Origin of the sequence: Acinetobacter sp. YH12235, assembly GCF_013417705.1 — a bacterium.
GTDB lineage: Bacteria > Pseudomonadota > Gammaproteobacteria > Pseudomonadales > Moraxellaceae > Acinetobacter.
The window spans coordinates 20,425-34,797 of sequence record NZ_VPDL01000031.1 but is presented as its reverse complement, the minus strand read 5'-3'; the positions used below and the strand labels follow the sequence as shown (position 1 = coordinate 34,797).

Here is a 14,373-nt window from a genome sequence, read left to right as displayed (position 1 = left end):
TTCGCAAGAGATGCGATGGATGTCTGGTGATTTGTAGTCATAAATTTTAGTCCCCACTTGTTTTTAAGTGGGGACTAAATTAAGGCTTATAGGATGAATTCATAAGGTGTGTTCAGCGGACGCTTACTCTTATTTAGGGATGTTGGCCTGAATGAAGGTATATGAATCAAAAGGGTAGGGCCAAAAAATTAGCTCGTTTTTTCGACTCTCAGCTTGCTTATAAAATGCATAAATACTCTGATACGTAGCATAAGGATTTCAGTGCTTTTTAAATTACTCATTAAACAAACTTTATAAAAATATATTTATATACAAATTTTACCGGGTATATATCAGCTACTTTTGAGATTTATTAAGAAATATTAAATATTTATGTGTTTCTTTTTTACTCAAACGAAGGGCGGTAAAATCATTGGACGCTAAAATAGCCTAAGCAATTTTCTACTTTATATTTATTCTCGCAAAATCCATATCCCATAATTAAAACTTAATACCAAATAAACCTCTAAAACTCGTATATTTCCTAAAAATTTTAAAATATTTTTTTTATTAATGATCTAGTGTGACACTCAATTATGAGCAGATATTGCAATTTAGCCTAAGCATATTTTATTTCCATAAAAATAGCCTAAGCAAAATTTTAAATTATGTCATTGGCAATTGATTAACTTCCAATATAACTCCACTATTAACACCTAACATAGGAAATCACGGAATTCTCAAATGATCCTGAATTATCAAATACAAACCCATGAAACATCAACTTTAGCCCCAATGGTATTTATTCACGGTTTATTTGGTAGTTTAAGTAATTTAGGTATGTTAGCCCGACATTTTTCAGAGCAGGCAACTACGATTCAAATTGATGTCAGAAATCATGGTTTATCTGGCCATTCTGATGAAGTGAATTATCAAATCATGGCCGAAGATATTTTAGAAACTTTAACCAGTTTAAATATTAAAAAATTTATTGCAGTCGGGCATTCAATGGGCGGAAAAATTGCCATGAAGCTGGCAGACCTGGCGTCTGATCTGATTGAAAAACTGGTTGTATTAGATATCACGCCAATTCAATATCAAGAAAATCATCATTCTGAAATATTTAAAGCCTTGTTTGCAGTCCAACAGGCGCAAGTCGCTTCACGAAATGAAGCAGCAAAAATTATGCGTGAATATATTCAAGAGGAAATAGTCATCCAGTTTCTTTTAAAATCATTTAATAAAGAGCAGTGGTTGTTTAATGTGCAAGCACTGTTTGATCATTATGAAGATATTACTGCTTGGAATAAGATAGAAAAAAATGAACTTCCAGCATTATTCTTAAGAGGTGGAAATTCATCGTATATCTCTACACCTGAACATTTTGAAGCCATCAATCAGCAGTTTGCTCATGCACAGGTTGAAGTGATTGAAAGTGCAGGGCACTGGCTACATGGTGAAAAGACGGCGGAAGTTTTGCAGCATATGCAAAATTTTATTGATGAAAAATAAATTATATTGATGAGCAGATGTATTTTCTGCTCATTTTATTTATGCATCATTAGTAAGCATTTTAATATTTTGATTTAAAAGGCTGCGCTATTTTGATGTGTTTTTAGGATAATTAATTGATTTTTCGCCTCAGAATTTATTTTCTATTTTAGGGCAACATGTATTTATTGGTGCAAAAATTAATCTCTATTTTTATTTTAAATAGATAATCATAATGAAATTCAGTGGGTTAAAATTATAAATTAAAAGTGGCACAGTATTTGAATAGCTTCTCTCAAATTTTCTAAAAAAGCCTAACTAAGGTTGGAGAGAAGTACATGAAAGTCGAACAAAAAAAGTTTTCTAAAAATTTAATTGTTGCTGCAATGTTGGGAATACTGACTTTAACAGGTTGTTCAAAGTCGCCTGAAGATAAAACGGCCGCTACCTCTGAGCCGAAAGCAGCTGCAACTAGTGGGGAAACGATTAAGGTTGGTATTTTACATTCTTTATCTGGCACGATGGCCATTTCTGAAACTTCATTAAAAGACACAGCATTGATGGCGATTAATGAAATCAATGCCAATGGGGGGGTCTTAGGTAAAAAGCTTGAACCGGTTATCGTTGATCCAGCATCTGACTGGCCACTATTTGCTGAAAAAGCACGTCAGCTCATCACTCAGGATAAAGTTGCGGTCATCTTTGGTTGCTGGACTTCGGTATCACGTAAATCGGTATTGCCAGTGGTTGAAGAGTTAAACGGCTTATTGTTCTATCCAGTCCAATACGAAGGTCAGGAACAGTCTAAAAATATTTTCTATACCGGTGCTGCACCTAACCAGCAAGCGATTCCTGCTGTTGAATATCTGATGAGTGAAGAAGGCGGTAAAGCAGAACGCTTTGTATTACTAGGTACAGACTATGTTTATCCGCGTACCACCAACAAAATTCTTCGTGCTTTCCTGAAATCTAAAGGCGTTGCTGATGCTGACATCATGGAAGAGTACACACCATTTGGTCATAGTAATTATCAAACCATTGTCGGCAATGTGAAAAAATTTGCTGCAGGCAAAAAGACTGCGGTGATCTCAACCATCAACGGCGATTCAAACGTACCGTTCTATCGTGAATTGGGTAACCAGGGCATTAAAGCTTCTGATATTCCAGTTATGGCATTCTCTGTAGGTGAAGAAGAGCTTCGTGGTATTGATACCAAGCCATTGGTCGGCCATTTAGCGGCATGGAACTACTTCATGTCCGTGAAAAATCCGAAAAATACTGAATTCAGCGGCAAGATGAAACAGTATGCCGTGGAATACAAATTGCCTAATGCAGACAAGTTTGTGACCAATGACCCGATGGAAGCGACTTATGTGGGTATCAATATGTGGAAACAGGCGGTAGAAAAAGCCGGTTCTACTGAGGTGGATAAAGTTCGTGAAGCGATGGCAGGTCAGACCTTTGATGCACCATCTGGCTATCAGTTACAAATGGATGCTAACAACCATCATTTACATAAACCAGTGATGATTGGTCAGATCCGTGGTGATGGTCAGTTTGACGTGGTTTATAAGACTCCGAAAACCATCGCTGCTGAGCCATGGAGCCCATACATTCCTAAATAATTTCCTCCAAAGCCTGCTGCTCCGGCAGTAGGCCTTTCTGGTTTTTCATCTCCCGGACGGGACAGCGTTAAATATATAAATAGGGAGGGCACTCATGTCCACTCGCCTAAATCTCGCGGCCATTTTTTTAATTTTGAGTCAGTGTTTGTGTCTCAATATGGTGCATGCGGAAACTCAATCTAGCGAAACAACCGTATCGCAATCATCTCAACAGTCACTTGATGCTATTCAGCAGTTTGTTCGTGGGGACTTTGCCACTCGTCGTGCTTTATTAAACCAGTGGCCTGCCAGTGTTGAACAACTTGATCAGCTGGCAGAGTTTGTTGAAAAAGATCAGCTTTATACTGACAGTTCAGGCAATACTTATATTCTGGAAGCAGAAGACAAACTGGTTAGCTATCCTGACGGAAAAACCGTGGAAACCTGGCCATCTGATTTATCGCAAATTACGCTGGTAAATACCTTAAATAAAGCACTGACCTTTGGTTTAGCAAAAAAGAAATTAAATTCAGAAGAAGCCTCTCAGCGACTTGAGGCGATTGATATTCTGGAAAATAACTTGTCCGAACTTGATGCTAAAGCCATCAATCAGATGTATTTAAATGAAAAAAACAATACGGTTAAATCACGTTTTGCCCAGTTAAAAGCACGTCTGGATTATCAATCTGAAAATGTCCTGACCAAAATAGAAGCGGCAAAAGTTTTAAAAGATTCCAACAGACCAGACGTTCTTGCACTGGTTCAAAATGAACTGGCTCAGCCAAATCTGCATCCTGATTTAAAAGCAGCGCTGGTCGATGCCAGAAGTAGTATCAAAACCCGAATTCAGGCCAGTGAATGGGCTGGACATGTATTTTCCGGTTTAAGTACTGCCAGTATTTTATTGCTTGCGGCTTTAGGATTAGCCATTACATATGGCTTGCTTGGTGTCATTAATATGGCGCATGGCGAGCTGATCATGATCGGGGCGTATACCACTTATGTAGTGCAAAGTTTCTTTAAATCGCATTTTAGTGGTTTGGTAGATTGGTATCTGATCGCAGCGATTCCTGCGGCATTTATTGTCAGTGCAGCGATTGGCATGCTGATCGAACGTACCGTGATTCGTCCTTTATATGGCCGTCAACTGGAAACCTTATTGGCAACCTTTGGGGTGAGCCTGATCCTGATGCAAGTGGTGCGGATGATCTTTGGGGCACAAAATGTCGAAGTTTCTAACATTTCATGGCTTTCAGGCGGGATCTCGATTACTCCAAGCCTGATGCTGCCTTATAACCGTATTGCAATTATTGTCTTTACTGTAGCTGTCTTGCTGCTACTTGTTTATCTACTGAATAAAACCCGTTTTGGTTTATTTGTCCGTGCCGTAACGCAAAACCGTCAAATGGCTCGTGCTGTCGGTATCCGATCCAGCCGGATTGACATGATGGCATTTGGTCTGGGTTCAGGTCTTGCCGGTCTTGCCGGCTGTGCCTTGGCGCAAGTGGGTAATGTTGGACCAGATTTGGGCCAGAACTACATTATCGATGCTTTCCTTGTGGTTGTTGTCGGTGGTGTTGGTCAAGTATGGGGTGCAGTTCTTGCCGCTTTGGGACTAGGTGTCAGTGGAACCGTACTGGAAATTGGTATGGGTGCAGTATTGGCGAAAATTATTCTCTTGGTTCTTGTGATTTTGTTTATTCAGAAACGCCCACAAGGTTTGTTTGCCATTAAAGGACGCTTTGTGGAGTAAGCCTATGAAAATCACATCATTACTTTCAGATAAACCTTATAGCGCACTCGCAATTGCGATCTGTTTTGTTATTTTATTGGCATTGCCATGGCTGCATTTATTGCCAGCAGATTCGAGCCTGCATCTGTCTGCTTACTGGGTAACTTTGATCGGAAAGATCATGTGCCTGGCGTTGGTGGCTTTAGCACTTGATCTGGTCTGGGGCTATGCCGGTATTTTAAGTTTAGGTCATGGCCTGTACTTTGCCTTGGGTGGTTATGCATTCGGGATGTACCTGATGCGTCAATCAGCAGGTGATGGCTTGCCTGACTTTATGCGTTTTCTGAGCTGGACTGAATTACCCTGGTTTTGGGTGGGGACTAATCATTTCTGGTGGGCCATGATACTTGTGGTCTTGGTACCAGGACTAATTGCCTTTATTTTCGGCTTCTTTGCTTTCCGCTCAAAAATCAAAGGCGTTTACTTCTCGATTATTACTCAGGCGATGACTTTTGCGGCAGCACTTTTATTCTTCCGCAATGAAACAGGCTTTGGCGGGAATAACGGTTTTACCGGTTTCAAAACCATTTTAGGCATGGACATCACATCAGCACCAATGCGTGCCAGCCTATGTTTTATCACGGCTCTGGTGTTATTGCTGTGCTTTGTTGGTCTACGCCATTTAATGAATAAACCTTATGGTCGTGTGCTTGGCGCGATTCGTGATAGTGAAAATCGTCTGCAATATCTTGGTTACCGCACCTTATGGTACAAGCTTTCAGCCTGGGTATTATCTGCTGTGATTGCAGGTATCGCTGGTGCACTGTATGTACCACAAGCCGGGATTATTAATCCGAGCGAAATGAATCCGGTGAACTCGATTGAAATGGCAGTCTGGGTAGCGGCTGGCGGTCGCGGTACCTTGATCGGTCCGATCCTGGGTGCAGGCTTAATTAATGCAGTTAAAACTTACTTTACTGTCGCTTATCCAGAAGCCTGGTTATTAATTCTGGGGGCATTATTTATTGTGGTCACCATCTTCCTGCCTAAAGGCGTGATTGGATTATTTGACCGTTTTAAAAAGGAGCGTAGCGAATGAGTGAAATTTTACAACCTCATGGCGGCCATGCTTCTGAAGGCTATGGCCGACCAAAAGAGCAAGGGCCAGATTTTAGCCATGGGATCGCACTTTATCTGGAAAAAGTCAGTGTCTGGTTTGATGCTTTCCGTGCCTTAAATGATTTATCGCTGTATATCGAAGAAGGTGAATTGCGCTGCATCATTGGGCCAAACGGCGCGGGTAAAACCACGTTGATGGATGTCATTACCGGGAAAACCCGTCCTACTGAAGGTTCTGCATTTTTTGGCCAAACCTATAATCTGGCGAAAATGAGTACTGAAGAAATTGCAGAAGCTGGCATCGGGCGTAAATTCCAGAAACCAACGGTGTTTGAAAATTTCACCGTGATGGAAAATCTGCTCTTGGCTGCACCTAAAGATAAACGTGTTAAAAAAAGCTTTTTCAGCAAGCTCGATCCGGATGCACAAAATGCCTTGGATGAATCGTTACAGCAAATCCGCTTGCAGGAATTTATTCACAAACCTGCAGGGCTTTTATCGCACGGTCAGAAGCAATGGCTGGAAATTGGTATGCTGCTGATGCAACGTCCAAAACTCATTTTACTGGATGAGCCAGTGGCAGGGATGACCGATGCCGAAACCGAACGGACTGCTGAACTTTGTCTGGAGCTGAAAAAAAATCATACGCTGGTGGTGGTCGAACACGATATGAGCTTCATCGATACTATTAGTGAAAAAGTCACGGTGCTGGCACAAGGGGCGATTTTAGCCGAAGGCACATTGGCAGAAGTACAGGCCAATGAAGAGGTCATTGAAAAATATCTTGGACGTTAAGGGGCTGACTGATGCTAGATGTTAAAGATGTAAATCAGTTTTATGGCGGTAGTCACATTTTACGTGATGTGTCTTTCAATGCGCCTGTCGGTGAGTGCTCAGTGGTTTTGGGTCGTAACGGTGTTGGTAAAACGACATTACTGAAATGTCTGATGGGAATTTTGCCCATCAAATCAGGTCAGATCCTTTTAGATGGCAAAGATATTGCCAAACTGAGTCCTGAACAGCGGGTACGGGCAGGTTTGGCTTATGTGCCACAAGGACGAGATATCTTTTCAACCCTAACAGTAGAAGAAAATATTTTGATTGGCATGGCGAAATTTAAAGGAGCCAAAACCCGTAAAGTTCCGGAACATCTTTATGAGATTTTTCCGGTATTAGAAGAAATGAAGTATCGACGCGGCGGTGACTTATCCGGTGGCCAGCAACAACAACTGGCGATTGCTCGCGCATTGGCATCTGAACCGCGTGTGCTCATTTTGGATGAACCGACTGAGGGGATTCAGCCATCTATCATTAAAGATATTGGTCGGGTAATTCGTAAGTTGGCTGATGGCGGTGAAATGGCAATTGTTCTGGTAGAACAGTTCTATGACTTTGCTGAAGAACTGGCAGATGGTTATACCGTCATGGCACGTGGGCAAGTGATTGCTCAAGGTATTGGAAGTGAAATGCCAGAAAAAGGGATTCGGGATCTGGTGGCAATTTAGTCATACTGCTTTTAAAGCCTCCCTTTTACAAAGGGAGGTTTGGAGGGATTTATAAATATAATTAAATCTCTGTATTCTCACTCCATAAAAAATACATGCCATATTGTCCAGTTCGGAATTCTCCACCTGCAGATTTACCTTCATCTGTTAAAAAATGCTTTCCATTTTCATTGAGTGTTAGATAACCTTTGGCAATCAATTTCTCAAAAGTGTCTGCTGTTTTTAAGCCTAGTTTTGCTGCAAGCTTCGCTGTGGTCAGCTTCGTGAACGCTGTATTTTCTTCTGATTTATTCTCTTCAGTTGGGATGGTCTCTGCTTTTACCTCATCTAAAGTAATACGGACTTCATCACTAATTCGAATAATCCGTTGTGCTTCTTCATAAGCTTCTTTAAATACATCATTATCTTCGTACTTGCGGATTAGAATCCCCATTTCATTGTTATTCACTTGGCTAAATTCATAGAGATTCAAGCTTGAAATGATGCACTCTGATTCATTCAAATAGCATTTTGCATGTAGATTTTTACAAAAACTTAGACGCACATAATCCAGTTTTTGCATCCATTTAATTTCATCAGGATGCAGATCACTTTTACCGTAAACAATACGGATATCAATTTTTAGCCGATCTTTGTCTTCCAATAGCTCTTTAATACGATCATTGAGACGCAAATATGGGCTAATTAAAATTAGACGTTCTTTGGCATTTTTAATGAGTTCTTCTAAAAAGAAATTTGTGCCGCTTGTATTTAAGAATTTTGCCATTTATCTCTCATATTCTTATTTAATAATTGTAGAGATATTAGCTTAAATTTTTGAATCAAGAAAATAATTTAACTTACGGATTAGCTCAACAAAAAAAATTGAGATTTTATCTTTCATTCAATTTTAGATCTTTTAACAAACCAAGTTGGCACGATAACTGCTTTATTTTGATGCAAATTTTAAATGCTAAAAATTATTTGGTTTCAATTTGGAACAAATACAGGATTTATCAGCATCAGTAGGGTAGTTATGAAAATTTATACGCAACGTTTGGAAAACATTGCACCAGAAAGTGATTTTGAGTCTCTTGAACTCACATTCGATACACGACAAAAGAGCCGTTTTCGTGCAACTTTAAAAAATGGTGTCGATATTGGTGCAGATTTACCACGTACTGGAATCTTGCGTAGTGGTTCTTTTATAGCAACTGAACAGGGTGACATTCTTCGGGTCGATGCGAAGCCTGAAAAATTGATTCAGGTGACTACGGACAATAGCTTTGACTTATTGAAAGCAGCCTATCATCTGGGGAATCGTCATGTTCCTCTAATGCTCACACCTACTGCATTGTACTTTGAACCAGATCATGTACTGGCTGAAATGGTGCAAGGTTTAGGTCTTGAAGTTAATGAAGTCATGCACCCATTTGAACCTGAAAGTGGGGCTTATGCACAGCATCAGCATGACCACCGTTTAAGCCCAATCAAGGCGTTACATCATGTCCATCACTAATGCGTCTCAGCTGCTCAGCTTGCTGACTCTATCTTCAACGGCGTTGCCGATTGGAGCGTACTGTTATTCACAAGGGGTGGAAAGCGCGATTGAAAAAGGCATGGTGCATGATGAAGCCTCTTGTGTGAGCTATTTCCAAGAAGTATTGGAAATGCTGCTGGTGCGTTTTGAGCTTCCCGTACTCAAGCGTCTGGTGGAGTCTTTTAATGATCCTGAACAGTTTCAGTATTGGGCAGAGCTATACCGCGCGAGCCGAGAATCCAAAGAATTACTGGCTGAATCACAGCAGTTGGCATTTTCCTTGAATGCATGGATTAGAGATGTGTTAAAGCAGCCGCCGAGCGTAAAAAAGCAATTAGGGTTTGTGCCGGTGTATGCACATTTATGTGGTGAGCTAGGCTTAGATCTTGCCGATGTCTTAACTGCTTATAGCTTTACAGTTTTGGAAAATCAGGTGCTGGCAGCAGTAAAAACCATTCCACTCGGGCAAATGAGCGGGCAGCGGATTATCTGGCAATTACATCAGGAAATTCCTGAAGCTGTACAGGTTGCATTAGCTTTGGACGATCATGAAATCAGCAGCGCATTACCGCAATATGCCATGTTAAGCATGTCGCACGAAACCCAGTATTCACGCTTATTTCGGTCTTAATTTTCAGATTAGATTAGCAGTAAAAAAATTGAAAAGCATCATTAAAACTGGTGCATAGAAAATGTAATAAAGGAAATCAACATGTCAGAACGTAGTCCATTACGCGTTGGAATTGGTGGTCCGGTTGGATCAGGTAAAACCGCTTTAACCCTGAATTTATGTCTTGCACTGCGTGAAAAATACAATATGGCAGTGGTGACCAATGACATCTACACTAAAGAAGACTCGAACTTTTTAACCCGTCATGAAGCGATGTCGCCAGACCGCATTGTCGGTGTAGAAACAGGTGGTTGTCCACATACTGCGATTCGTGAAGATGCGTCCATTAACCTGGCTGCGATTGATGATTTGTGTGAAAAGTTTGATGGACTAGAGCTGATCATTATTGAAAGTGGTGGCGATAACCTTGCGGCAACCTTTAGTCCCGAATTGTCCGATCTAACTCTCTATGTGATCGATGTTGCCGGTGGCGAGAAGATTCCACGTAAAGGTGGTCCTGGAATTACCAAGTCGGATTTGCTGATTATCAATAAAACAGATTTGGCGCCAATGGTCGGTGCCAGCCTGGAGGTGATGGATCAGGACGCGAAGCGGATGCGTGGCGATAAACCATTTTTATTTTCTAATATGAAAACACAAGATGGCTTGAACGAGATTATCAGCTTTATCGAAAAACAAGGTTTATTTAAGTCTTAAGGGGAAATTCATCATGCGTCTATTCAAACAGTTACTGGTCGCAGGTATTGCTGCTTTACCTATGTTGGCAATGGCTCACGCGGGACATGACCATCACAATGGATTCTGGTCTGGCTTTGTCCATCCTTTTACCGGTTTAGATCACCTGATGATGGCAATTGCTTTTGGTGTATTGATGTGGACTACAAATCAGCGCTGGAAAATCACGGGTCTCATCGGTCTTGCAGTAGCGATGGTTGCAGGCTTTGTGCTCGGTAGCGAAGGTCTGCTTTCAACTTCAATGGCTGAGTCAGGCATCATCGCTTCACTGGTCATTTTAGCTGTTGCGCTGTGGACTAAATCGAATAAGGTTTTGCCTGTCGCTGCAATCTTATTGGCCAGCTTCCACGGCGTAGCGCATGGAAGTGAATTGGGTCAAGGTGGTCATGTATCGCTATTAATTGTTGGCATGGTTTCAGCAATGGCTTTGATTTATGGTGCAGGCTTGGCTCTGGGTGCATTCGTGAAAAAATATGTGCCTTATGGCAAGCAGATCGTTGGTGGTTTAGCTGCAGTTGTTGCTGTCATTGGCTTGGCTTAATGCTTCGTTAATTATTCGCAGATGAAATTGAGTTGATTTGTTGATGCACGAACTGGCAGAAAAAAGCACGCAGCAGAACTTATGGTATGCACGTCTGGAAATGGGATTTCAGGCGCAGCAACAGACTACGCGAACCATTTTGCAGCACCGCAAGCATCATGGACCGGTACGCATCCAGAAAATGTTATGGCCTGAATCTAACGGAATCTGTCATGCCATTATCGTGCATCCGCCAGCAGGGATTGCCGGTGGGGATCATCTCACTTTTGATATGCAGGTAGATGCTAATGCTCATGCCTTGGTGACCACACCAGGTGCGGGTAAGTGGTACAGAACCAATGGCAAGCAGGCCTTTCAGCACATTCATATCCGTTTAAATGACAATGCGATTTTTGAATGGCTGCCTCAAGAAACCATGCTATTTGATGGCGCTAATGCCAGTTCCGAAACAATCGTCCACTTAGATGCAGCAGCCAGTTTTATTGGTTGGGATATGCTGGTGATCGGCCGTCAGGCACGAGATGAGCAGTTTGCACAGGGAGCTTATCAAAACCGGTTTCAGCTTTGGCGCAAAGACATATTGCTGGTTGCAGACACCTTGAATTTTAAGGGCAATGACCGCTGGCTCAGTTCATGTCTAGGTATGAATGGACATGCGGTGATGGGTAGCTTCTGGGCTGTACCGCCTGAAAAATATCGCGCGAGTTTTTATCTGGAACAGCATCTCGATTTAATTCGTGAGCTTATTATGCGGATGGATGTACCGATTACCTTGACTTTGCTTAGCGATGTAATTAGTGCACGTTTTCTGGGAGATGATGTCCGTCAATGCCATGATGGTTTTGCTGCAATTCGCGCTCGATTAAGACGTTACTGGTTCGGTCTGGATGAGGCATTTCCGAGGATTTGGCGGACGTAATCCTTTAATTCCCTCTCCTTATAGGAGAGGGTTAGGGAGAGGTGATTAAACATTTATTAAAACCCTCCCTCTAACTCCCTCCCAAAGGGAGAGAACACCAAATATCGAATCTTGCACATATTTTGCTTAGAAATACATATATATCAATGAGGAACCAGTTATGGAACTCAATCCTACAGAAAAAGATAAACTGCTGATTTTTACTGCGGGTCTGGTGGCAGAGCGTCGTAAAGCTCGTGGTTTAAAACTGAATTATCCAGAAGCCATTGCCTATATTTCTGCGGCATTGCTTGAAGGTGCGCGTGATGGCATGACGGTCAGTGAGTTGATGCATTACGGTACGACTTTACTGACACGTGATGATGTCATGGAAGGCATTCCGGAAATGATTGCAGAAGTGCAGGTCGAGGCAACCTTTCCAGATGGATCAAAACTGGTCACTGTCCATCAACCGATCGTATAGGAGCAGCATATGATTCCAGGGGAAATTTTTACACCTGAGAGCGATATTGAAATGAATGTCGGTCGGGAAATCTTGAAAGTGACTGTTGCTAATATTGGTGATCGACCGATTCAGGTCGGATCACACTTTCACTTTGCTGAAGCCAATGATGCCTTGCAATTTGATCGTGAGCTGGCCAAAGGCTTTCGCTTAAATATTGCTGCTGGTACGGCGATTCGTTTTGAGCCAGGGCAAAAACGTGATGTGGAATTGGTTGCACTAGCAGGTAAACGTGAGGTTTACGGTTTCGCCGGGCGAATCATGGGCAAGCTCGATTCATAAAAATTGCAGCAGAATTATAAAGGTTTATAAATCATGAAAATGTCACGTCGTGCTTATGCCGAAATGTTTGGACCGACTGTAGGAGATCGTGTTCGTCTAGCTGATACTGAATTATTCATTGAAGTCGAACAGGATTTCACCACTTATGGTGAAGAAGTTAAATTTGGTGGCGGCAAGGTCATTCGTGATGGTATGGGTCAATCACAACTTTTGTCATCTGAAGTGGCTGACACTGTCATTACAAATGCGCTGATTGTCGACTGGTGGGGCATTGTTAAAGCAGATATAGGCTTAAAAAATGGTCGAATCTGGAAAATCGGTAAAGCCGGTAATCCGGATATTCAGCCAAATATTACTATTCCACTTGGCGCGGCTACAGAAGTCATTGCTGGCGAAGGACAAATATTAACAGCTGGCGGAATTGATACCCATATTCACTGGATCTGTCCGCAGCAAGTTGAAACGGCACTGATGTCTGGCACAACCACGATGGTCGGCGGCGGTACAGGTCCGGCAGCTGGAACTTCTGCGACAACCGTGACTCCAGGGCCTTGGCATATTGCCACAATGCTACAAGCGATTGATGATTTACCAATGAATATTGGTTTATTGGGTAAAGGTAACTTGAGCCAGCCAGAGCCAATTGCAGAACAAATTAAAGCTGGTGTAGTGGGTTTAAAATTGCATGAAGATTGGGGCTCGACACCAGCAGCGATTGATAACTGTCTGACTGTGGCCGACCAGTACGATGTGCAGGTCGCGATTCACACTGACACACTAAACGAAAGTGGCTTTCTAGAAGAAACTTTAGCAGCTTTTAAAAATCGAACCATTCATACTTATCATACTGAAGGTGCAGGTGGCGGACATGCACCGGACATTCTAAAAGCCATTGGTCAACCGAATGTATTGCCATCTTCAACTAATCCAACTCGTCCATATACCGTCAATACCATCGATGAACATTTAGACATGTTGATGGTCTGTCACCATTTAGATCCAGCGATTGCAGAAGATGTGGCCTTTGCAGAAAGCCGTATCCGACGCGAAACCATTGCTGCAGAAGATATATTGCAGGATATGGGTGCGATTGCCATGATGTCATCAGACTCTCAGGCGATGGGTCGTGTGGGTGAAGTAATTTTACGGACTTGGCAAACGGCGCATAAAATGAAAGTGCAACGTGGGCCTTTGGAAGGTGATACAGCCTATAGGGACAATAATCGGGTTAAACGTTATATCGCCAAATATACGATTAATCCTGCAATTACTCACGGTTTAAGCCATGAAATTGGCTCTGTTGAAGAAGGTAAGTTAGCTGATCTGGTATTGTGGAAACCTGCATTCTTTGGGGTGAAACCATCCATGATTATCAAAGGTGGGATGATTGCAGCAGCGCCGATGGGTGATATTAATGCTTCTATTCCAACGCCACAGCCTGTGCATTATCGTCCAATGTTTGGGGCTTATCCGCGTGGAGTGCATAACACCTGTATTACGTTCTTGTCGCAAGTCGCAATTGAGAATGGCGTACATGAAAAATTAGGTCTGAAAAAGTTGATTTCACCATGTAAGGCGACACGCCAGGTAACTAAACAGGATATGAAACATAATAATTACTGTCCTGTGATGGAAGTGCATCCAGAAACTTATGAAGTTCGTGCTGATGGTGTGCATTTGACTTGTGAGCCAGCGGAAGTGTTGCCGATGGCGCAAAGGTATTTCTTGTTTTAATTACCTCTCCCTGACCCTCTCCTTAAAGGAGAGGGAATTTCCACTATTTAAATAAATTCTTGGAAAGTTCCTTCTCCCTT

At 42.1% G+C, this 14,373-nt stretch carries 15 protein-coding genes; 14 read left to right on the top strand and 1 reads right to left on the bottom strand.

All coding sequences use genetic code 11. The features are described 5' to 3' along the window. The first annotated feature begins 723 nt into the window (after nucleotides 1–723). The 6 genes from FTV13_RS13725 (at nucleotide 724) to urtE (ending at nucleotide 7,430) form a co-directional block, all read left to right on the top strand. Nucleotides 724–1,491: an alpha/beta fold hydrolase gene (locus FTV13_RS13725; RefSeq protein WP_180012343.1), complete on the top strand. Its 768-nt coding sequence runs from the start codon at nucleotides 724–726 to the stop codon at nucleotides 1,489–1,491. A 317-nt stretch (nucleotides 1,492–1,808) separates the two neighbouring features. Beyond that, the gene (urtA, locus tag FTV13_RS13720; RefSeq protein WP_159123013.1) at nucleotides 1,809–3,095 is read left to right on the top strand and encodes an urea ABC transporter substrate-binding protein; all 1,287 of its coding nucleotides are present in this window, start codon (nucleotides 1,809–1,811) and stop codon (nucleotides 3,093–3,095) included. Between the two features lie 94 nt (nucleotides 3,096–3,189). Next, nucleotides 3,190–4,827, top strand: coding sequence for an urea ABC transporter permease subunit UrtB (urtB, locus tag FTV13_RS13715; RefSeq protein WP_005235555.1), 1,638 nt, complete (start codon nucleotides 3,190–3,192; stop codon nucleotides 4,825–4,827). A 4-nt stretch (nucleotides 4,828–4,831) separates the two neighbouring features. Beyond that, a complete protein-coding gene (urtC, locus tag FTV13_RS13710; protein ID WP_034705328.1) occupies nucleotides 4,832–5,905 on the top strand; it encodes an urea ABC transporter permease subunit UrtC in 1,074 nt (357 codons plus the stop codon). Further along, nucleotides 5,902–6,720, top strand: coding sequence for an urea ABC transporter ATP-binding protein UrtD (gene urtD / locus FTV13_RS13705; protein ID WP_179992534.1), 819 nt, complete (start codon nucleotides 5,902–5,904; stop codon nucleotides 6,718–6,720). Before urtC ends, urtD begins: the two co-directional genes overlap by 4 nt. 11 nt (nucleotides 6,721–6,731) lie before the next feature. Further along, nucleotides 6,732–7,430 carry an urea ABC transporter ATP-binding subunit UrtE gene (gene urtE, locus FTV13_RS13700; protein ID WP_180012340.1) on the top strand — a complete coding sequence of 233 codons (699 nt, stop codon included), beginning with the start codon at nucleotides 6,732–6,734 and terminating at the stop codon, nucleotides 7,428–7,430. Between the two features lie 61 nt (nucleotides 7,431–7,491). On the opposite strand, the gene FTV13_RS13695 is transcribed toward urtE, so the two are convergent. After that, nucleotides 7,492–8,196 (bottom strand): phospholipase D family protein, encoded by a 705-nt coding sequence (locus FTV13_RS13695; RefSeq protein ID WP_004785869.1) that lies wholly within the window; start codon nucleotides 8,194–8,196, stop codon nucleotides 7,492–7,494. A 249-nt stretch (nucleotides 8,197–8,445) separates the two neighbouring features. Here FTV13_RS13695 and ureE point away from each other — a divergent pair, with 249 nt between their 5' ends. The 8 genes from ureE (at nucleotide 8,446) to ureC (ending at nucleotide 14,293) form a co-directional block, all read left to right on the top strand. After that, nucleotides 8,446–8,928 (top strand): urease accessory protein UreE, encoded by a 483-nt coding sequence (gene ureE, locus FTV13_RS13690; protein WP_180012338.1) that lies wholly within the window; start codon nucleotides 8,446–8,448, stop codon nucleotides 8,926–8,928. Further along, nucleotides 8,915–9,580, top strand: coding sequence for an urease accessory protein UreF (locus tag FTV13_RS13685; protein ID WP_180012336.1), 666 nt, complete (start codon nucleotides 8,915–8,917; stop codon nucleotides 9,578–9,580). The genes ureE and FTV13_RS13685 overlap by 14 nt, the downstream gene beginning before the upstream one ends. 81 nt (nucleotides 9,581–9,661) lie before the next feature. After that, nucleotides 9,662–10,276, top strand: coding sequence for an urease accessory protein UreG (gene ureG / locus FTV13_RS13680; RefSeq protein WP_004785864.1), 615 nt, complete (start codon nucleotides 9,662–9,664; stop codon nucleotides 10,274–10,276). Nucleotides 10,277–10,289: 13 nt separating this feature from the next. Further along, nucleotides 10,290–10,856: a HupE/UreJ family protein gene (locus tag FTV13_RS13675; protein WP_180012334.1), complete on the top strand. Its 567-nt coding sequence runs from the start codon at nucleotides 10,290–10,292 to the stop codon at nucleotides 10,854–10,856. A 43-nt stretch (nucleotides 10,857–10,899) separates the two neighbouring features. Further along, nucleotides 10,900–11,775, top strand: a complete 876-nt coding sequence (locus tag FTV13_RS13670) for an urease accessory protein UreD (protein ID WP_180012331.1) — start codon at nucleotides 10,900–10,902, stop codon at nucleotides 11,773–11,775. 160 nt (nucleotides 11,776–11,935) lie between these two features. Next, entirely contained in the window at nucleotides 11,936–12,238 is a 303-nt protein-coding gene (gene ureA, locus FTV13_RS13665; protein WP_004785859.1) for an urease subunit gamma, read from the top strand. Nucleotides 12,239–12,247: 9 nt separating this feature from the next. Continuing rightward, entirely contained in the window at nucleotides 12,248–12,559 is a 312-nt protein-coding gene (locus tag FTV13_RS13660) for an urease subunit beta (protein WP_004785857.1), read from the top strand. A 33-nt stretch (nucleotides 12,560–12,592) separates the two neighbouring features. Then, nucleotides 12,593–14,293, top strand: coding sequence for an urease subunit alpha (ureC, locus tag FTV13_RS13655; RefSeq protein ID WP_180012330.1), 1,701 nt, complete (start codon nucleotides 12,593–12,595; stop codon nucleotides 14,291–14,293). Nucleotides 14,294–14,373: the final 80 nt, after the last annotated feature.

Coding starts and splice junctions, on each gene's coding strand:
- FTV13_RS13725 (WP_180012343.1), top strand. CDS start 724: ATGATCCTGAATTATCAAATACAAACCCATGAAACATCAACTTTAGCC.
- FTV13_RS13670 (WP_180012331.1), top strand. CDS start 10,900: ATGCACGAACTGGCAGAAAAAAGCACGCAGCAGAACTTATGGTATGCA.
- ureA (WP_004785859.1), top strand. CDS start 11,936: ATGGAACTCAATCCTACAGAAAAAGATAAACTGCTGATTTTTACTGCG.
- urtE (WP_180012340.1), top strand. CDS start 6,732: ATGCTAGATGTTAAAGATGTAAATCAGTTTTATGGCGGTAGTCACATT.
- FTV13_RS13685 (WP_180012336.1), top strand. CDS start 8,915: ATGTCCATCACTAATGCGTCTCAGCTGCTCAGCTTGCTGACTCTATCT.
- FTV13_RS13675 (WP_180012334.1), top strand. CDS start 10,290: ATGCGTCTATTCAAACAGTTACTGGTCGCAGGTATTGCTGCTTTACCT.
- urtC (WP_034705328.1), top strand. CDS start 4,832: ATGAAAATCACATCATTACTTTCAGATAAACCTTATAGCGCACTCGCA.
- ureG (WP_004785864.1), top strand. CDS start 9,662: ATGTCAGAACGTAGTCCATTACGCGTTGGAATTGGTGGTCCGGTTGGA.
- urtB (WP_005235555.1), top strand. CDS start 3,190: ATGTCCACTCGCCTAAATCTCGCGGCCATTTTTTTAATTTTGAGTCAG.
- urtD (WP_179992534.1), top strand. CDS start 5,902: ATGAGTGAAATTTTACAACCTCATGGCGGCCATGCTTCTGAAGGCTAT.
- FTV13_RS13660 (WP_004785857.1), top strand. CDS start 12,248: ATGATTCCAGGGGAAATTTTTACACCTGAGAGCGATATTGAAATGAAT.
- urtA (WP_159123013.1), top strand. CDS start 1,809: ATGAAAGTCGAACAAAAAAAGTTTTCTAAAAATTTAATTGTTGCTGCA.
- ureE (WP_180012338.1), top strand. CDS start 8,446: ATGAAAATTTATACGCAACGTTTGGAAAACATTGCACCAGAAAGTGAT.
- FTV13_RS13695 (WP_004785869.1), bottom strand. CDS start 8,196: ATGGCAAAATTCTTAAATACAAGCGGCACAAATTTCTTTTTAGAAGAA.
- ureC (WP_180012330.1), top strand. CDS start 12,593: ATGAAAATGTCACGTCGTGCTTATGCCGAAATGTTTGGACCGACTGTA.